A 19966-nucleotide genomic window follows, 5' to 3' on the forward strand; every position below is an offset into this window, starting at 1 on the left:
TGCCGCTAAAATAATATTGGGCTCTATTATCCTTAGACCAAACTGGAACCGGATCTTTGTCTAGGAAACTGGCTTTTGAAGTATAGCTTTCTTCTTGTTTGAAAAATCGGATACCTTCTTTTATACATTTATTCTCAATTGCTGCAATCAGCTTATGAAACGGGATTTGAACAAACTTTTGATTATTCTTTTTCCCCATATCAGATTTTTGTTTCCAACCAGTGTTATAGCCTATGACAATCGTATCTATGCCAAATGCTTTCACTTTTTTAAACAACAGGCCTACCGTTTCTGAAATGTAACCATTTATTTGTCGTTCTCGTTTATGCCAAAGTGCAGCCATTTTATTCGTTACAACGCGTTTTGAAATTCCATTTTCTATATTTTTTTGCTGTAAATTACGTATCATTTTGTTGAAGTACTGGTTAATGGATTTTAGTTTTTTTCCATCAATTAAAAATGCATCACCTGTATTTGTCACGCAACTTACTAATCTATCTACACCTAAATCGCAACTCAAAGCGTTACTAATGGTCGCTGATTGTTTCTTCATTTGAGAAACGTGCATTTCATATGTGTAATGCACCTCAAAGAACCGACCTTTTTGCTTCGGTACAATCTCAATGTAGGAGATTTTTTTATTTCTTAAGTTTTTCGGCATACGTATTTTAATGGAACCGAATTTTTTTCTGAATGCAACACTCATCGGAATCATCCAAAACCCGCTCTCATCCACTTTTGGAACTTGATAGATTTCAATAATTCGTTTGTCGGTGGAATGAGAATAATTTGGAAACTTCGGACGACCTGTGAACTTCTCAGGATTTTTCTTCCACTGTTCCAATGCTTTAAAAAAGCTCTTCACTTCTGTAAACAAGGCTCTACGAATCGCTTGAACAGAGTTTGATTGAACGCCCGAGTAGTTCATATCGGTTTGCATGGCAGTATCCACTTCTTTTACAGTAGCCATTTTATTATCGTTCAAATAACTTTGTTTCATCGTGTACAAGCCAGCATTTCGCAAAGCTTTTGAACTATGTGACATGCGCTGAAGTAAGCGAAATTCTCTTGCAGTCAGACAAGCTCGTCCGATATTCTGTTTCTGCGTGAATCGTTGCATGTTTTCTCTTTTCTTTTGTTTCCGTAATACTTTCACTGCTTTCTTTCTAGCCATTGTTTTCACCACCTTTCTTAGAGGGATTATTAAAATTATTTTTGACAAATTAATATTTAGAAAGAAATAGAACAAGAACATCTTCTTCATCGTAATTCCTTTTGGATCAAGTAGCTGAATGAGAATCATTATCTAATTTCGTTGTCTTACAATCTATTCCCTCCTTATCTACATGATATCGTAAGAAAAAAAGAAACAAACATTCGCCCTCAAACATTATTATGAGCGAAACAAAAGAGTTCAGCCTACCTTCTAACGGCAATTCATCTCCACCTGAATTGTTGGGTTTCACCCGTAACACAAATCAGATGGAGTTTTCTTGCCGAAAAGGATAAAATAGATAAAAAATCTATGAAGGAGGGATTCAATTGTCCAATGAAGTATATGAGATTCCACAGTTTCAACGGAATCATCTTCCAGTAAAACTTCTTTACATAACAAAGTCAAAATACGATAAAGATTGGCATAGTACCATTCATGCGCATCATTTTACAGAGCTATTGTATATTACTAAGGGCAAAGGAACTTTTATCTTTTATAAAGAAGAAATCCCTGTCCAAGAACACAATTTAATTATCATCAATCCAAATATCGAGCACACGGAAAAGTCTGATACGAATCACCCACTCGAATACATCGCACTTGGTATTCAAGGCCTGTCCTTTTCATCCTTAGAAAATCCTAGTCCAGTTACTATTCATAATTATAGCCAGGATCAAAAAAACTTTCTCTTCTACCTTCAGCAATTGGTCGAGGAAGTGGAAAACCATCAGGAAGATTATGATTTAATTATACAAAATATTCTGGAAATATTACTACTTAAAATGATGAGAAAAAAATCCTTTAATGTAGAAAAAACATCTACTCAAAAAATCAATAAAGATATTGAATTTATTAAAAACTATATTAAGCAGCATTTTCACGAAAATATTAGCCTGGATACATTAGCTCGAATTAGTCATATAAACAAATATTACCTATCCCATTCTTTCAGGAAGTTCGTCGGCGTTTCACCTATTGAATACTTAATTCAAACTCGTATTAGAGAAAGTAAAATATTGTTAGAAACTACCAATTATTCAATTTCTAACATTTCAACTATTACCGGGTTTTCTTCCCAATCATTCTTTGCACAATCATTTAAACGAGAAACGAATCTATCTCCCTCACAATACAGAAACGCTATCAATTCTAGCAAAAACATACAAGATTCTAGTGCAAAAATTTAAAGATAATTGCAATGCATCTATACTTATTTACAATATTGTTACTATTATTTTTGAAGGGGGAGTGTTCCTATGATTCAACAATTAAAAACATATTATGGTGAGGATATAAAAATCAATGAAGCTGTGTTTTCAGAAGATTATAGCTGGTTTTTAGTTGAAGGAAACAAAGTCGGGATTCGAAAAACCCGATTACATCAAAGGGAGCATCAATTGCTTTCATCCATCTTAACACCCATTCATACTGAGACATTTTATAAAACAGAAAAAGAAAAATCGTGGCATGAAGCATTATACAAAAATAACAATATCTCTATGCTATCAGTTCGTTTTTTACACTTCTTCACAACACAATCTATAGTAGAAAGAGAAGAATTTCAAGATGCTTTACAGTCTATGTTTTCTTTTACTACTACAATGATATGGGAAACTTCGCAAGCTGGCGTCCTCATATTAGAAGAAAACATAACGGAGTCTGTATTGCAAACAGCCTTAGATACACTAGAAACAGATTTTTTTGTATCCCTATCCTTCTTTGTTGGAAGACGCTATACGCAAACAGCTGAATTTGCTTATCTGTATCAATGGGAGCGAAAATTATTTTCTGTTCTTTCTCCCTATTTATCAAAAAAAATTACATACATTGAACAACTGCTCCCTTATCAATTAATGATTTCATTACCGAAAGAAGAAAGAAAAAAATACACGAATCATTTACTGGCACACATTTCGAATGACAAAGAACTAATTGATAGCGTTAAAGTATTCTTCCAATGTAACTTAAATGTATCTCTTGCAGCGAAACAATTATATTTACATCGTAATACTTTGCAGTATCGAATTGATAAATTCATTGAAAAAACAGGGATTAATATAAAAACTTTTGAAGGTGCAGTAGCAGTTTATATGGCGTTTCTTTCTTTAGATATCTCGTGAAACTCTCATGAAACACGTTACAATATTCATTTTCTCATACCATCATTGTTTTATGAATTAGAAACTCTTTTAACATATTTTTCTACTAAAAAGTAATACTTTTATCCCATATCTATAGATGAAAGTATATCCTACAGTTGCTTTTTTGTTTCTTAAATCTGTAAACTTGCATAATAGCCTCTCATTCTTTTGTGCACAATGCCGATTTACTTACGCTTTTAATAATCTTATAATTCAATCAATTACAAAAAGGGGTGAATAATTATGACCGAACTAGTATTAGATCATATTTTTAAAGTTTACGATAATAAAACCACTGCTGTTTCTGACTTTAATTTACATATTGAAGATAAAGAGTTTATCGTATTTGTCGGTCCTTCTGGATGCGGAAAATCAACAACTCTACGCATGATCGCAGGTCTAGAAGACATTTCCGATGGTTCGTTTTATATTGATGGAGAGCGTATGAATAATGTCGCTCCAAAAGATCGCAATATTGCGATGGTATTTCAAAATTACGCACTATACCCGCATATGACTGTTTATGACAATATCGCGTTTGGCTTGAAACTACGCAAACTTCCAAAAGATGAAATTAATCGTCGAGTAACGGAGGCATCGAAAATATTAGGGCTCGAAGATTACTTACAACGAAAACCGAAGGCATTATCAGGTGGACAACGCCAACGGGTTGCACTAGGAAGAGCTATCGTCCGTGATGCAAAAGTATTTTTAATGGACGAGCCTCTATCGAATTTAGACGCAAAATTACGCGTCAGTATGCGTTCAGAAATCTCCAAACTACATCGTCGTTTAAATACGACCACTATATATGTGACACATGATCAAACAGAAGCAATGACAATGGCATCACGCCTTGTCGTTATGAAAGATGGACTCATCCAGCAAGTCGGGACTCCAAAAGAAGTATATGATACGCCTGAAAACATATTTGTTGGCGGATTCATTGGTTCTCCAGCTATGAATTTCTTTACCGGAACATTACAAGATAACTATTTTCACATGGAAAATATTCGCTTCAAAGTACCAGATGGACAACTAAAAACTTTAAAGCAAAAAGGGTATAATGGACAAAAAATCATACTCGGCATTCGTCCTGAAGACATTCATGATGAGCCAATCGTTCTTCAATCTTCTCCTGAATCCACAGTCGAAATTACAGTAGAAGTTGCTGAATTATTAGGTGCTGAAACGATGATTCATGGAAAACTTTCAAATCAAAACTTTATTGCGCGAATTAACGCTCGTTCCGAGATTAAGGCTAACGATTCACTCCCATTAGCTTTTAGTTTAGCGAAAGCACACTTTTTCGATATCACTACCGAACAACGGATTCGTAATATGTAATGGATGCATAGCTTCTACTTCAGAAAAAACAGATACAGTTGTGGCAAACATTTCGTGAAGTAGAATTAAATACTAGATTCCTCTGTATATGTGACAGAACCATACTAAAAAACATCTCATATTTTTATGAGATGTTTTTTAGTATTTGCTATTCTTTTAATAAATCTAGTAATCCATTCCCTTCAGATGTACGTTCATATCCTAAAGGTACAGTTCTTTTAATAAGTTGTGCATATATTTCTGGCTCTGATAACTTTCTACCATATTCCCTCTCACACTGCTTAATGAGCAATGCAAGCGCTCCAGCAACATGTGGTGTCGCCATAGAAGTACCACTTAATACCGCATATTTCCCTTCAGGATACGTAGATAATATTTCATCGCCTGGCGCCACTAGATCAATTTCTTGATTCGAATTACTAAAACATGCGATTTTCCGTTCTAAGTTGACAGCGCCGACTTCAATTACTTCTGCGTACGCACCTGGGAAGTCTAGTTCCTCTGTTTTATCATTACAATCTCCATTATTCCCAGCAGCACATACGACGAGAACATCTTCCTTTACCGCATTCTGAATTGCTTCATGTAATTCTGGAACGTCTTGCGGACCACCAAGTGACATTGAAATGACTCTAACTCTTTCTTTATTAGGTCCTCTCCAATTTACAGCATAATGAATCGCCTCAATAATTTGCTCATAACTTCCAGAACCATCTCCCGCTAAAACCTTTAACACTAGCATTTTAGCAAGCGGTGCGACTCCTAAAACACCGACACCATTTTCAGTCGCTGCAATTGTCCCCGCTACATGAGTACCGTGTCCGTTATTATCAAGGTACATATTCGGATCCCCTTTGTAATCTTTCGTGAAATTTCTTCCACCGATAATGCGATCCTTTAAATCTATATGATTCACATCACAACCTGTATCTAATACGGCAACAACAATATCTTTTCCTTTCGCACTCTTCTCCCATACTTGTGGAGCATGAATAAGTTGTACACCTGGTGGAATTTCATTTACTTGTTCAACCACCTTATCTACTGTAAAAGGAATCAATTGTATACCTTTTTGTTTATTCGCTGTACTACTATTCATCGTAATCCCTCCTGAAAATATATTATTTTCATTTCAGACCACTTTTGAAAAGGTTTAAATGTAACATTCGTTTTATTCGTTTCATTTTCCTTCCTTAAAAATATTTCTCAATATAGCTTACTAATTTTATACTACTCTTTTATTAATCTCGTAATTTTTAGGCACCAATAACAAAAATAAAAGGACCCATTTAATGGTCCTTTTATAGTTTTTAAAGGATGATATGAAATTTTAAAAATAAAATAAATTAAGACTAAGCTTCACTCTTATTTAAAAACTTCTCTATTTCTTTTATTAAATGTTTCGCTCCATCTATACTAACAGTAATGTTTCCATTTGCTAATGATATGTTTTGATCTGAAACATCACCTGTTATTTGACAAGCATTGTAAGGTTGATATTTTTGTAAAATGATTTTTTCTTCTTCTACGAAAATTTCAAGTGGTGATTTGATTTGTATTCCTAATACTTCTCGTAACTCTTTAGGAATAACAATTCGTCCTAATTCGTCTACTTTTCGAATAATTCCTGTTGCTTTCATATTACTCCCCCCTTACTTTCTATTATTTTTTCCACCTCGCTCTTTCCATTTTATCACTTTTTGGTAATACTTGTCTCTTTTTAGAAAATTTTGTACTCAAGTTAAAATAACACAATTAACGAATACGTAATCTCTCTTTCAACTGTTTTAAATAACGAGATCGTATTAGTAAGAAATATACAACTTGGATTCCTACGAAAATACTTAATACAATCGCATTTTCTTTAAATAATGAGTACTCAAACATCTGTCCTAGTGCCGTTAACGCTACTGCCCCATGTAATGTTGCAACACCTATTGGAACGAAGAATAAAAGTGCCAATCTGATTGTAACTACTTTCGATAATTCCCCACTCGTTAAGCCTACTTTTCGAATCATTTCAAATAAACGAGTATCATCCTCCAAATCAGAAAACAAACGGAAGTAAAGGAAACTTCCTGCACATACGAAAAATACTATACCAATGAAGAAGCCTACAAATAAAATTGGTCCTGCGATTTGTAAACTTTGGTTTTGTTCGTACTCTTCTGCACTAAACGTGGCATGTTCTTCATAAGTCTTCATCTGATGCGTAAGTTCTTTACCAACTTCAATTTCATCTTTCGTTCCTTCTGTTTTGTACACATAATCTTTTTCCTCTTTAAAGCCGTCTTGTAATGTATCATACTGATTTTTAGAGATTACATACACGTTACCTCGTAGTATTTTACTTAACGAAGAAGTATTAACTTTTTTTACTTTTAAAGCTTCATTCGTGTTTGGTAACGTAATTTCTTTTCTTTCTTTCATTGGTGGTCCTGGTATATCGACCGCCAAAAATAAAGCTTCTTTATTTGCTATAGTTTGAAATGGTTCGCCTGTTAACTTCGCATATTTCTCATAATCTGATTCTTTTATGAAAATAGCACTTCTTAACGACTGCTCCTCCGTCTTTTTCGTTGAAATGTTTGTTTTAGAAGCTGCTATATTATGTTTCTTTAATCCTTCGTCAATAATCTTCAAATGCTGTGATTCATTACTATTTCCTTGCTTAGAATGATATTGAAATGCAATTGGTCTCTCCATAATTCCTTTCATCATTGATGCGAAACCAACTAATGTGCCGATTGCTGAAAATGCTACAGTTGAAATAATAGTTACAATAAAGAACATTCTTGCGTTGTCTCTCATGCGGTAAGCTAAATCTGATAACGTAATAATATTTGTCTGTGTCCAATAGAAACGTTTACTTTTTTTACATAGTCTAATAATAAAGACACTTAACTGCTTGTACAGCAAATACGTACCAATAATGACTACCGTTGTAACAGGAATCATCATGACAAATACCATTGCACCATGTGACAGAAGCGCTCCTGCATATCCCGCACTAAGCAATATGACTGCTAATATAGAAGAAATAATAGATGCTTTCGGTTCTGGCTTCGCTTCTGCTGATCCTCTAAACAATTTCATAATTTTATTTTTACGAACCATTCCTGCACTAAATAATGAAATAATCATAAATAATATGAAAAACATAATACTCGTTACAACAATAGCTTTCATTGGTATGTAATACGCTAAAGTAATATCTAATTTTAATATCATCGGAGCTACAAATATTAATATTCCGGAAAATAGCATGCCTGCAAGTATTCCAAAAATAATTGCCCCTATCCCAATCATAATATTTTCAAAGAAGATAAGACGCTTTAATTGATATTTCGTCATACCTAACATCATTAAAATTCCTAATTCACGCTTTCTCGTTTTTAAAAACATTCCCATCGAATATAAAATAAAGAAAAACGTAAATAAGTAAATAATGGACTGTGCAAAAGACATACTTACGAATACATACTGTCCCAATTCTCCAGCGCTTAATGCCGGATGAAACGCAAAAAATGAGTACACAAAAAAGGCCATAATTGCAAATGCACTACTTAAAAAATATGCTGAGTATGTTCGTCTATTTCGCGTTACATTCCGGTATGCGAGTTCTCTAATGTTCATATTACTTCTCCGCCCTTCTGCTAACTATGTTCTTATATTAGTAAAATGCAGAAATAGCTTCCATCGATTCAAATGACAAAAACCTTACATTATTGAAAGGTTTCAAAAAAATTGCTTAAATGAAACAGTTTCATTATAATGACTACATTCATATTCATACACGCATCCTATTGTATATTCGTTAGTTTTGCGAAATAATAAAGGATAGAAGTATGTACCAATATACATATAAACTTAATTACCGCTTTAATATGAATAGGAGGAATCATAATGACATTACAAGAACAGATTATGAAAGCATTACATGTTCAGCCTGTAATTGATCCGAAAGCAGAAATCCGTAAACGTGTAGATTTCTTAAAAGATTATGTAAAAAAAACAGGTGCAAAAGGATTTGTACTTGGCATTAGTGGCGGACAAGACTCTACATTAGCTGGACGTTTAGCTCAGCTTGCAGTGGAGGAAATTCGTAATGAAGGTGGTAACGCAACGTTTATTGCCGTGCGCCTTCCTTATAAAGTGCAAAAGGACGAAGATGATGCACAATTAGCATTACAATTTATTCAAGCTGATCAATCTGTTGCATTTGATATTGCTTCAACAGTTGATGCTTTCTCAAATCAATATGAAAACTTACTTGGTGAATCATTAACAGATTTCAATAAAGGTAACGTAAAAGCACGTATCCGTATGGTTACGCAGTACGCAATCGGTGGTCAACAAGGATTACTTGTAATTGGAACTGATCACGCGGCAGAAGCTGTTACAGGATTCTTTACAAAATTCGGAGATGGTGGTGCAGACCTATTACCATTAACAGGATTAACAAAACGCCAAGGACGCGCTCTATTACAAGAATTAGGTGCAGACGAGCGACTTTACTTAAAAATGCCAACAGCTGATTTATTAGATGAAAAACCAGGTCAAGCTGATGAAACAGAGTTAGGTATTACATATGATCAACTAGATGATTATTTAGAAGGTAAAGCCGTTCCAGCTGACGTAGCAGAAAAAATTGAAAAACGTTACGCAGTAAGCGAACATAAAAGACAAGTTCCAGCTTCAATGTTTGATGATTGGTGGAAATAAAACATAAAAAAGAAGCTAATCTCATTAGCTTCTTTTTTATGTTAACGATACACCCCTACTCTTTTCTCTAGTAAGTCCTGTAAACAATCCTCATGTTGTTGATTAAACAATGGTGGCATTTTATTTAGTGGGAAAAACTTTAATTCCAACGTTTCATCACCGTCTACTTTTTGCTCTCCTCCGGCAATTGAGCATGAAAAGAATATTAAAATGGACTGGGCTTTGTCTCCATTTGGATACGCTTGAAAATATTTTGTATACACCCCGATAAGCTCATTTATTTCTACATCATAGCCTGTTTCTTCTTTTATTTCTCGAATCGCAGTTTCAGCGGCAGATTCTCCAATTTCCATTGCACCACCAGGAAATCCCCAAGCGTTAAAATCACCTCTTTTTTGCAGCAATACTTCTCCATGTTCATTCAACACACAACCACCCGCAAAGTTTATGAGAACACAGTCGTGCCCTACTTTTTCACGTAATTCTTTTATATAATTTGCCATCCTCTTCCCCTTTTCATACGTCTTCTATCATTACTTCTTATCTATTTCAAGCAATTCAATAATTCGATCTAGCTTCTTATTCATATTCATTTCATGTTGTTTTTTTGCAGCACCATTTTGCAATAATCTTCTAAGGAACAAAGTAAATGATAGGAAAAACAAAACGATAAGTCCGATTACTAAACAAGTATATATCAATGTAAAAATATTACTTTCGAACAAATTCAATAAGATTCCACATCCTTCCTTTTTTATATTTTATCACACAATTCTGTTTTTTAAAGTGATACATATGAAAAAGAGCACCTTTTACAGATGCTCTTTCTCATTACTTAATACGTAAATGTAATTGTCGCTAATGAATAATCTGCCATCGCACTATAAGGTGCTACTTGATAAGATACACGCTTTGCACCTTTTGGCCAATTTATTTCATTTAACACTTTCTTTATATCTTGCATTGTTCCATCCATAGATTGCTTATACCGTACTTCTACCTTTTCTGGCTTAGAAGCGAATTGTTGCTGTAATTTTTGCTTAAATTCACTGTAATTGTCTGCCCCGTATTGTGCAGATAAGTATTTTAAGTTTGTTTCTTTTAACATTTGTTCATACGAAGCAGTCTTTGGGCTACCCGCTTTTATTTTGTTTGTTAATTCACCAAAGTAACTTGTAGCTGCTGCTGGATATTTACTACGATCCCAGTCGTGATCTTTACTTAATTGCTCATCAGACATATTAAAATATGAATATGTTACGCGCCCAGCTTTATCCGGTACTGGATCATCAAATGTCGTATCAAGATGATACCAATTGTTTTCAATGTTCACTATATTCCATGCGTGAGCTTGTCCATTTCCTGTACCTGTTACAATATGGTTTTGAATACCTGCTTCTTTTAGCAATTCATATGTTAATAACGTATATCCTTGGCAAACGGCAGAACGATTTGCTAATGCTTCATATGCTGTATACGCTTTATAAGACGTATCATACGATACATGTTTTACAACGTAATCATGAATCGCTTTTACTTTTTCATGCTCGTCCATTCCAGGTTTTACAATTGAACCGATAATTGCTTTTGCCTGTGATTTTACATATTGTGTTTGCTCTTTTGATTCACGGTATTTCACTTGCAGTGTAAACGTATAGTTTCCTGGTAACCCTTTAATAGAATATTTAGTAGAGGCTACATTATATTTTACATACTCATCTGCATCTACAATTTTATTAAACTCGCCATACAATTGGTCCATAACATTTCTAGCATTTCTATCTTTCGTTTTATATGTGATTGTAATATTTTCTTCTCGATTATCAACCTGTTTTTTTAATTCTTTTCTGAAATCATTTAATAGCTTTGCATCTGATTGTGTTGTCGCTACAGTCGGATTCGTAGCTGCATAAGATACCGTTGACGCGTGTAAGCCTCCCATTACTATAGTTGAACAAAGCAGGGTAGCTGTCACATACTTACTTGTCTTTCCCATCTCGTCACTCCTTACATTCTATAACTATACGAAAAAAGTATCGTATAGTTTCAGAGTATACAATACTTTTTCGTATAGGTCATATGAGATTATGCATATTTAACATTGTAAAAAGGCTGTTCTTTCTACAAGAACAACCTTCTTCATTAACAAGTTTGTAATACACAACATGTATTTTCAAAACGTCGATTTTTCAAGTCTTCATTTCCAATACAGAAATAAAGCATCCCTAAATCTCCCCACATCATATTACAATTTTTAGTATCTGAATCAATTTGGAGTAAAAGCGTCATTTGCTGCGGGTTTATGTCCATATATTGTCCAGTCTCGTACAATACCTCATCTTGTACAGAGAATGGCTCACCAAACATTTGATGGTTATCGTAGTTGTCTGGAATTAGTTCTTCAAGCAATTGTAAGAATCGATCTGAATCAGCCTCATCTTCAATGAACAGCTCTGGCAATTTATATGTCAGTTCAAAAGTAGTTGCACACTGGCTATAATTCGTTTGGAATCCATCTGCTCTTTGTAATTGCTCTACAGGAACATCATAATAAAGTACACGTCCCGCTTCAGTTGGGTTCACATCTTCTTCAAAGTAATTTTCAATGCTAAAGAAATATAACATCCCCGTCTTAGGAAGATTATGATCCATACCAACATTTTGTAAATCATTTAAATTAAATTGAGCGATAAATTGTAATGGATTTCCTTTGTGCACTGGGTATTCAAATGAATCTGGTAAATCAGGAACGCCGCCCATTTTCGAACTACCTATCGCTACTGTTTCCGCCTGCTTTGGCACAACTTTCACACAAGGAAATACAGTATGAATAAGTTCCTCTTTCAAATGTGTCAGCCCATATTTATCAATTAATACTTCAATTTTATTTTTCATACATTCTCCTTACATTTACATACTTATTTGTATCATCGCACAAAGATTATACTCCATTCTTTGTAAAAACGACAAGCCTTCAAAAAAACGGGCTCTTCCATCATACGCGAACAAGTTAAAAAAAGCATAGTATACATTGTTCCTACAAACACGATAGTTCATTATTTCTTCCAGTACATTTTCCCCTCGTTCATTTTTATTTTTAATTTAAGGAGGAATTCCACATGGGTTACGGATATAGTTGCGGCGGTTACGGTTACGGCGGTAGTTGTGGTGGATGTGGTTATGGAGGTTTCGCTTTATTAATCGTTTTATTTATCCTTCTAATCATCATCGGAGCTAGCTGTTGGGGCGGCTTTGTAGGCTGCTAGTAAATTTAAAAACTATTGTAAAAAAGCACGTACAATACGTGCTTTTTTGCCATTTCTAAATCTTTTATTCGAAAGGAAGTATGTTTAATGAAAATTGATGGTGTTTTTGAAGGAGGCGGTGTACGCGGAATTGCGCATGTAGGGGCAATTTGCGCGTTAGCTGAAAAAGGCTATGAATGGGAGCGTGTAGCTGGAACATCAGCTGGTTCCATTATCGCAGCGCTCCTAGCAGCAGGATATTCTTGTTCAGAGTTAAAAACAATTATAACTGATATTGATTATAATAAATTTACGAAGAAAACCTTTATTGACAGAATCCCGTTTATCGGCAAAGGATTAAGTGCATGGACTACTCTTGGTATTTACTCTAATGTTTTTATAGAAGAATGGATTGAAGAATTACTTCGAAAAAAAGGAGTTCACTTATTTACTGATTTACCTGATTTAAATAAGCTTAAAATTATCGCTTCTGATATAAGTAATGGTAAAATGGTTGTCTTCCCCGATGATTTGCCAAAATACGGATTTTTAAATTATCGCTTCTCTATTGCTAAAGCTGTAAGAATGAGTAGTACAATCCCCTTCTTCTTTGAACCGGTAAAATGGAGAACCCCAAAATGGAAACAACCTTGTTATATGGTTGATGGAGGGATTTTAAGTAATTATCCTATTTGGATTTTCGACTCACCTACCTCTCCTCGCTGGCCAACTTTTGGGTTTCATTTCGTAAAAGATGAGATTCAAGCTGATCCTGCCCACTATAACGAGCCTATCTCCATGTTTAAAGGGCTATTTAAAACAATGATGCAAGCCCATGATTTACGTCATTTAGATAAGGAATCAAAAGCAAGAACAATTACAATTCCAACTGGGTCCATTACAAGTACAAACTTCGATTTAACAAAGGAAGAAAAAGAGTGGCTTTACAATTCTGGTTATAACGCCGCAAATAAGTTTTTACAATCTTGGAACTTCAGACAATATATTGATGCATATAGAAATGGAAATCAGGACCGAGCAACAAATCGGTATTTCCGTCAACTTGACTCATAATACTATTATTTTCATATGAGAACACGTAACACTTTCAAAAAAAATAAGCCTAGTAATATCATATATTACTAGGCTTATTTACTTCCTACATAATTATTATACGTTGTTTAAGGATACGTTAACCCTTCCGCTTCCTCCGCAGTAATAACAGTGTATCGATTTCCTGTTCGCAATCCTAACAATTCTGCTTTTTCAATTGCATCCTGCATCGTTTCTGCATAAGCAGCTAAATATTTTTCTCCATTAATAATTTGGCAAATTATATATTGTTTCATTACTTTCTCCTCTTACTTTTTCATTAATTGTGCAAGTTTTTTTATACCTATTTCAATTTCTTCTAACGTTGCGTATGAATAGGATAGACGCAAAAATTGGTTTGCACTTCTATCATACAGAGTACCTGGATTTAATAAAATCTTTTCTTTCAATGCTTTGTCAAATAAGCTACGGTTCGAAACGGGTACATTCATATGTAACCAAATGTAAAAACCACCTGACGGTTCATACCAAGTTGCTATATCACGATAATATTTCTCTAACATTTGTATCATAAAATCTCTGCGCTTTTTCAACTTAGTTCTTACAAACTGTAAATGTTCATCATACGATCCATCTGCAAACCATTCCGCTGCAATTTGTTGGGATATAGAACTTGAACCATAATCTGTTTGCATTTTTATATCTGCCAATCTTTGAATGACTGGCTCTGATCCAACAATCCATCCAATTCTTAATCCTGGACTAATGACTTTAGACATACTCCCAATATGTAGTACAATCCCATTTTTATCATATGCTTTTAAAGGCTTTGAAACAGGTTCATCAAACCATAAGTCTTGATACACCGCGTCCTCTATAATAGGCAATCCAATTTCGTTACATACTTCCATAACCTCTATTCGTTTCTTTTCGTTCATACTAAAGTTCGTCGGATTATGAAAAGACGGGATTGTATATAAAATAGATGCATTAAATTGCTTCTTATATTTCGTAATATATGATGTATGTAAACCATTCTCATCCATTGGTATACCAATTAAGCGCATTCCTGCTGATTGAAAAACATTAAGAGAATATAAATAAGATGGTTTTTCTAATAAAATAGATGCCCCTTTTGGAAGAAGCCCCATAGAAATAAGTTGCAAAGCTTGAATTGCTCCTGAAACAATTAATATAGAATCAGGAGTTACATATACACCATGTCCTTTTAAATAGTCTGCAATTTTCTTCCTTAAATAGAAATTCCCTTTCGGTTCTTCATACCCAAGTACCATGCTCGACTTTAAAAGCTTATTCATAATATCTTTCATCTTTTTTTCAGGTAAAAGACTTGGCGCGAGCTCACCTGTTCCTAAACGAATTACATGCGGATAAAATTCAGCTTGATTAATCTCTTGAATAGCAGGAAGGTTCGGATAATGAAGTCCTGTTTCTACGTAAGACTGCCAATTAGGTGGCGGGGCGTAAGCTAAGGTGTTCACATTATTATTTACAACAATTGTTCCTTTCCTGCCATTCCCTTCAATGTATCCCTTTGCCACTAGCTCATCAAAAGCCATTACAATTGTACTCCGGTTCACACCAAATGTATGTGCCAAATCTCTTTGTGAAGGTAATTTCGTTCCAACAGTCCATTCTCCATTAACGATTCTTTCTTTTATATACGTTTCTATTTGTTTATACAGCGGTGTCGCTATAGATATATTCGGTTTCCAAACGAATCTTTCCATCATATCACCTTATATTCTTTTTGGTTGGTAACCTCCCCAACCATATGGATGGATACAAATTTTCATTTCTTCTATACAATATACACTATCATAATAAATTTAAATAGGAGGTAATATGATGAGTGAAGCAATTATTCATGGTATCATTCTTGCATTTGGTCTTATCATTCCATTAGGTGTCCAAAATATTTTCGTCTTTAACCAAGGTGCGAGCCAACCAAACATTTGGAGAGCAGCTCCTGTAGTATTAACTGCCTCTATATGTGATACGTTACTCATATTAATTGCAGTGCAGGGTGTCTCCCTTGTACTCCTTACTTTTTCTTGGCTAACTAACACGTTATATATAATTGGATTTTTCTTTCTCCTATATATGGGCTTTGTTATTTGGAAAAGTAACCCTTCCAACGATATAAAACAAGAAAACAACATGCCATTAAAAAAGCAAATCCTTTTCGCTGCATCGGTTTCATTATTAAATCCACATGCAATTTTAGATACAATCGGTGTAATTGGAACAAATTCTATTCACTACATAGGAAGTGAGAAATGGGCTTTCACACTGGCAACTATTATCGTTTCTTGGGTTTGGTTTATATGCTTAGCTTTAGCGGGGAAATTTCTAAAAAGAATAGACTCAACTGGAAAGACAATCGTATTATTAAATAAGTTTTCGGGTCTCATCATATGGGGTGTCGCACTTTATATGTTAACACAAGTGATTTATTCTTAATGAACGAAAGAGAATTGCATGATCTATAAAACATCGTGCAATTCTCTTACAAATTATGAAGTAGGTTCCGGTTCCGGTTTTACGTTCTTTGCATCTTTTGCTGGTTTAATCCAAATGATCGCTATAACAGCACCAATACCAGCGAATATACTGGTTAAATAAAACACTTCATGGTCAGCACCTTTCATGAAAAAAGAGTATAGAGGTGGTCCAGCTGCTACACCGATAAATCGCATGGAACTATAAAATGACGTAACTGTCCCCCTTTGCTCCTTTTCAATCCCTTGTGTAATTAAAGCATCTAAACATGGGAGTGCCATACCAATTCCGATTCCCATAACAACGAGACAAAGAATTAGTAAATAGATTCCTTTTATAAATAAAGGAATAATGACTGAAGCAGAAGCCATTAAAAATCCAATATAAATACACTTCTTCATCACATTTTGATTATCTCCAATTTTTTTACCGGCCATATATGAACTAAGTGAGAGTACAAGTAACGGGATAGCGAGTACACACCCTTTCCATATACCATGAATGTCATACTTTGATTCCAGTATAGTCGACAAATAAAAGAGAATTCCGAATAAAATAAGCATAATAATTGCACCTAATACAAAAATGGCAATCAACCATCTTCCCTTTTCTCGAAACGTAGAGAGAATAGATTTTATAAACTCTTTAAGTGGTGGTACTTCTCCTTCTTGTTTCTTTGCCTTTACTAGAACAAGTAATAAAACAATTGCTACTACACATAAAACCGGAATCGCCCAAAATGGTAAGAACCATACAATGGCAGCAAGAGCAGATCCTAAAATAGGGCTCAGCACTTTTCCAAATGTATTGGATGTTTCAATGATTCCTAAACCTGTACTAACTTGTTTTTCATCTTTGTATAAATCACCAACACACGGTATAACAACTGGCATTGCACCAGCAGCACCAATACCTTGAATCGCTCTACCAATCAATATCCAAGTGTAGGGATTATCAACTTTCCAAGATACCCAACCAGTTATCGCTCCTCCTATAGCCGCAATCAGCAAACTCGGAACCATTACCATCTTTCGTCCCCATCTATCTGATAAATAACCAGCAATCGGTATAAGTAAAATGGCTACAATAGAGTAAATTGTAATAATCATGGATACTTGAAATGATGAAATATGTAACTTCTTTTCGATAGTCGGTAGGATTGGAATGAGCATTGAATTCCCTAATGTCATAACAAGTGGAACTGATGCAAGCGCAATTAAACAACAGTTTTCTTTTTTTAACATGTTGGCTTCGGAACCCTTTCATCGTATATTTCTTACCATATAATAGCCCTGCTGGAACGTAATTTTTCATTCCACCAGGGCTATTACATCTTTACTACTTCCCATTCACAACAAAAGAAATTGGGGAAAATATAGTATTATTTCTATTCTTTGAATCCAGTTCGCAATATATCCATACCAATTAATTGAAAAAAAAAGAAAGGAAGAATCCTTCCTTTCTCCTATAACCTTCTACAATTAGCGAGTATATCCGCCACCAAGTTGTTGTTCTGCCATCGCTACTAGACGTTTTGTAATTTCACCGCCTACAGAACCGTTTGCACGTGAAGAAGTGTCAGCTCCAAGTTGTACACCAAACTCTTGTGCAATTTCATATTTCATTTGATCTAAAGCTGCTTGTGCTCCATGTGATGCTAATTGATTAGAATTACGATTTCTAGCCATTACCAATCACCTCCTTATTTATATATAAATTGTGTTAAATTTTAATTTAAATACATGGTAATTTTTGGTTATTTATATTTTTAAAAAAAGAGTCTCTACAATGAGAGACTCTTACATCATTTTATATTAAGAAGTTACTACTTCTAAATTTCTATTTATTAATACTTTCATTTCTTCTTTTAATATATCTTTCGCATTATGCCCAAACCATTCGAGTGAAGCGAAGTGGTCAGTATCTCTCACTTCCTGAATAATCTCATCATAATTTACGACACCTTCAAATAATGGAACCATACCAATTCGACTTCCCGCTGCTGCATATACATTATTAGGTTCAAACACATGTAAATAATCTGCTGACGATATATTCTTAAAATGGTAATGTTGTATCCACGGCTTTAGTCGATGGAAGCTGTCTATTGGATTTGCTCCCGACTCCCATATATGAAGAAAATCCAGGTTTATTTTCAGATTCGGATGATCTACTTCTCCTAATAATTCCAAAGTAGAAGGCAACGTATCCGTTAACGTATTTGGATGTGTTTCTAAAAGTACATACATATTATGCTGAGCAAATACTTCACAAATGATGCGAATACGATTCACATATTCTTTTCTCTCCTGCTCTGAGAAATCTCCGCTACCTTTTTGTCCAGCAAACGTACGAATTTTGTTCGTTTTAAACCAATCAGCTAGTATTGCAAGTTGTTCACATTTTTCTATCGTTTTTTCAAAATCTGCCGATAATGATATGTCTAAGTAATCACTTATCATTGTAATTTCCAAGTTTTTATTCTTTAAACAATTCAATTCTCGTTCTGTCGTTTCATACTCTTGCATATACAAATTTCGTGCATGAGTCCCCCACAATTCAATTCCTTCAAAACCGTTGTCATATGCAAATTGAACAATATCAGTAAATGAAATTAATTGATGACGAAAGGAAATAGTACATAATGAATATTTCATAGGTTCGAACCTCCTTATCTTAAATTCAGTTAGGTTTTTTAAATGCTAAGACAGACTCGTTTATTTTCATTTCTTTCCATAATAAAAACTGTCTCTCTAATTCAACCTTTATTTGCAGTTCAATTGCATTCATTTCATCCAACTTTTCAACAATTGCTAATAACATACCTTTATTATTCGTCATTGCCATTTTAATTGCACGATACTGTACATTTGTAAATCCTTGTACAATATCTTCTACCCGATCACACCAATATTCAAACTCTTGCTCCGAATATTGCAACGTTTCACGGAAGTACGCAAAGGCATGTTCATAACTATATTTACGAATTGCAAGTACTGGTATTTGTTTGACTGCCGCTACAAGACTAGAAAGCGAATACCCTTCTTCTTCATTTGCCATTTTTATAATTAAATTTTTCAGCTCCATAGTCAATTCATTATCGTTTCTTTTGAAAGTTTCTATGAAATAACTCGCTACCATTTCTTCTGTTGGCTCCTGAATTTCTTCTATATCAATGAAATACCCTCCGCCAAATGGGTTATCTCGAACAGAGTGAAGTACTTTTTCTCTTTCCATATTCCCTTCCCAGCGAAAATCAGGATCTAGCATGAACCATTCTTCTTCTTTCTCTGTCTTCGATATCATTAAATAATGCGGAAACGGTTTTTGATGGAATTTATTTTCCCTCTCAGGTAATAGAGACATATCAACCATTACAATGACATAGCGATTTTCTGGCTTGTTTTCTACTAATTGTAAAAACGTTTCTACATTGCTATCCTTATCTTTTGCATGATCATACCATTCGTTCACTTTTACGCCATACAATTTTTCATACCATAATAAATAATTATCGTGGTTAATATTTTCGGAGTGATACGAAATAATACCACCTTCTGTTATATCAAAATCTCCGTCCCATAATCCAAAATAAAAGGGACGAAAATCTATATCGCTACGCCTTTTTATAATTTCACAAAAACAACTCACTAAACAGTGCACTTTAATTGAAGTCATATTCTCATCCACTTTCCTAAAGGCTAATTATTTACATT

At 34.3% G+C, this 19966-nt stretch carries 21 protein-coding genes; 7 read left to right on the top strand and 14 right to left on the bottom strand.

Annotated elements, in window-relative coordinates; all coding sequences use genetic code 11:
- Positions 1 to 1174: RNA-guided endonuclease TnpB family protein (locus FOT98_RS06810; protein WP_144290983.1), on the bottom strand; the 1174-nt coding region annotated here is incomplete at its 3' end.
- 368 nt (positions 1175 to 1542) lie between these two features.
- On the opposite strand from FOT98_RS06810, the gene FOT98_RS06820 reads away from it, so the two are divergent.
- The 3 genes from FOT98_RS06820 to FOT98_RS06830 all read left to right on the top strand — a co-directional run bounded on the left by FOT98_RS06820 (position 1543) and on the right by FOT98_RS06830 (position 4704).
- Positions 1543 to 2403: a helix-turn-helix domain-containing protein gene (locus tag FOT98_RS06820; protein WP_063261852.1), complete on the top strand. Its 861-nt coding sequence runs from the start codon at positions 1543 to 1545 to the stop codon at positions 2401 to 2403.
- A gap of 69 nt (positions 2404 to 2472) precedes the next feature.
- Positions 2473 to 3336: a PucR family transcriptional regulator gene (locus FOT98_RS06825; RefSeq protein WP_063261851.1), complete on the top strand. Its 864-nt coding sequence runs from the start codon at positions 2473 to 2475 to the stop codon at positions 3334 to 3336.
- A gap of 264 nt (positions 3337 to 3600) precedes the next feature.
- A complete protein-coding gene (locus FOT98_RS06830) occupies positions 3601 to 4704 on the top strand; it encodes an ABC transporter ATP-binding protein (RefSeq protein ID WP_063261850.1) in 1104 nt (367 codons plus the stop codon).
- Positions 4705 to 4852: 148 nt separating this feature from the next.
- On the opposite strand, the gene FOT98_RS06835 is transcribed toward FOT98_RS06830, so the two are convergent.
- From FOT98_RS06835 to FOT98_RS06845, 3 genes are all read right to left on the bottom strand, one after another.
- Positions 4853 to 5803 (bottom strand): serine protease, encoded by a 951-nt coding sequence (locus FOT98_RS06835; RefSeq protein ID WP_063261849.1) that lies wholly within the window; start codon positions 5801 to 5803, stop codon positions 4853 to 4855.
- A gap of 253 nt (positions 5804 to 6056) precedes the next feature.
- A complete protein-coding gene (locus FOT98_RS06840) occupies positions 6057 to 6344 on the bottom strand; it encodes an AbrB/MazE/SpoVT family DNA-binding domain-containing protein (protein WP_000648284.1) in 288 nt (95 codons plus the stop codon).
- Positions 6345 to 6459: 115 nt separating this feature from the next.
- The gene (locus FOT98_RS06845) at positions 6460 to 8340 is read right to left on the bottom strand and encodes an FtsX-like permease family protein (RefSeq protein ID WP_063261848.1); all 1881 of its coding nucleotides are present in this window, start codon (positions 8338 to 8340) and stop codon (positions 6460 to 6462) included.
- A gap of 270 nt (positions 8341 to 8610) precedes the next feature.
- Between FOT98_RS06845 and nadE the strand changes: the two genes are divergently transcribed.
- Positions 8611 to 9429, top strand: a complete 819-nt coding sequence (gene nadE, locus FOT98_RS06850; RefSeq protein ID WP_061676485.1) for an ammonia-dependent NAD(+) synthetase — start codon at positions 8611 to 8613, stop codon at positions 9427 to 9429.
- Between the two features lie 41 nt (positions 9430 to 9470).
- Here the strand turns inward: nadE and FOT98_RS06855 are convergent, their stop codons facing one another.
- From FOT98_RS06855 to FOT98_RS06870, 4 genes are all read right to left on the bottom strand, one after another.
- Positions 9471 to 9932 carry an NUDIX hydrolase gene (locus FOT98_RS06855; protein ID WP_063261847.1) on the bottom strand — a complete coding sequence of 154 codons (462 nt, stop codon included), beginning with the start codon at positions 9930 to 9932 and terminating at the stop codon, positions 9471 to 9473.
- Positions 9933 to 9962: 30 nt separating this feature from the next.
- A complete protein-coding gene (locus FOT98_RS06860; protein WP_063261846.1) occupies positions 9963 to 10160 on the bottom strand; it encodes a DUF4083 domain-containing protein in 198 nt (65 codons plus the stop codon).
- 104 nt (positions 10161 to 10264) lie between these two features.
- Positions 10265 to 11425 carry a transglutaminase domain-containing protein gene (locus FOT98_RS06865; protein ID WP_063261845.1) on the bottom strand — a complete coding sequence of 387 codons (1161 nt, stop codon included), beginning with the start codon at positions 11423 to 11425 and terminating at the stop codon, positions 10265 to 10267.
- Positions 11426 to 11571: 146 nt separating this feature from the next.
- Complete coding sequence (locus FOT98_RS06870; protein ID WP_063261844.1) at positions 11572 to 12324, bottom strand: YwqG family protein; 753 nt, start codon at positions 12322 to 12324, stop codon at positions 11572 to 11574.
- A 224-nt stretch (positions 12325 to 12548) separates the two neighbouring features.
- On the opposite strand from FOT98_RS06870, the gene FOT98_RS06875 reads away from it, so the two are divergent.
- Both FOT98_RS06875 and FOT98_RS06880 read left to right on the top strand, forming a co-directional pair.
- Positions 12549 to 12695, top strand: a complete 147-nt coding sequence (locus FOT98_RS06875; protein ID WP_000540425.1) for a YjcZ family sporulation protein — start codon at positions 12549 to 12551, stop codon at positions 12693 to 12695.
- An 87-nt stretch (positions 12696 to 12782) separates the two neighbouring features.
- Positions 12783 to 13748, top strand: a complete 966-nt coding sequence (locus FOT98_RS06880; protein ID WP_063261843.1) for a patatin-like phospholipase family protein — start codon at positions 12783 to 12785, stop codon at positions 13746 to 13748.
- A 107-nt stretch (positions 13749 to 13855) separates the two neighbouring features.
- Here the strand turns inward: FOT98_RS06880 and FOT98_RS06885 are convergent, their stop codons facing one another.
- Both FOT98_RS06885 and FOT98_RS06890 read right to left on the bottom strand, forming a co-directional pair.
- Entirely contained in the window at positions 13856 to 14023 is a 168-nt protein-coding gene (locus tag FOT98_RS06885) for a DUF3933 family protein (RefSeq protein WP_063261842.1), read from the bottom strand.
- A gap of 12 nt (positions 14024 to 14035) precedes the next feature.
- Complete coding sequence (locus FOT98_RS06890; RefSeq protein WP_088029626.1) at positions 14036 to 15478, bottom strand: aminotransferase-like domain-containing protein; 1443 nt, start codon at positions 15476 to 15478, stop codon at positions 14036 to 14038.
- A 118-nt stretch (positions 15479 to 15596) separates the two neighbouring features.
- Here FOT98_RS06890 and FOT98_RS06895 point away from each other — a divergent pair, with 118 nt between their 5' ends.
- On the top strand, positions 15597 to 16211 hold the full coding sequence (locus FOT98_RS06895) for a LysE/ArgO family amino acid transporter (RefSeq protein WP_063261840.1): 615 nt from the start codon (positions 15597 to 15599) through the stop codon (positions 16209 to 16211).
- Positions 16212 to 16264: 53 nt separating this feature from the next.
- Here FOT98_RS06895 and bcbE read toward each other — a convergent pair whose 3' ends face one another.
- From bcbE to asbE, 4 genes are all read right to left on the bottom strand, one after another.
- The gene (bcbE, locus tag FOT98_RS06900) at positions 16265 to 17494 is read right to left on the bottom strand and encodes a bacillibactin exporter BcbE (protein WP_063261839.1); all 1230 of its coding nucleotides are present in this window, start codon (positions 17492 to 17494) and stop codon (positions 16265 to 16267) included.
- Positions 17495 to 17731: 237 nt separating this feature from the next.
- The gene (locus tag FOT98_RS06905) at positions 17732 to 17938 is read right to left on the bottom strand and encodes an alpha/beta-type small acid-soluble spore protein (RefSeq protein ID WP_000113545.1); all 207 of its coding nucleotides are present in this window, start codon (positions 17936 to 17938) and stop codon (positions 17732 to 17734) included.
- 126 nt (positions 17939 to 18064) lie between these two features.
- Entirely contained in the window at positions 18065 to 18907 is an 843-nt protein-coding gene (locus FOT98_RS06910) for a sugar phosphate isomerase/epimerase family protein (RefSeq protein ID WP_063261838.1), read from the bottom strand.
- 25 nt (positions 18908 to 18932) lie between these two features.
- A complete protein-coding gene (gene asbE, locus FOT98_RS06915) occupies positions 18933 to 19928 on the bottom strand; it encodes a petrobactin biosynthesis protein AsbE (RefSeq protein WP_063261837.1) in 996 nt (331 codons plus the stop codon).
- Positions 19929 to 19966: the final 38 nt, after the last annotated feature.

It is taken from the genome of Bacillus sp. HY001, assembly GCF_007558965.1.
GTDB lineage: Bacteria > Bacillota > Bacilli > Bacillales > Bacillaceae_G > Bacillus_A > Bacillus_A mobilis.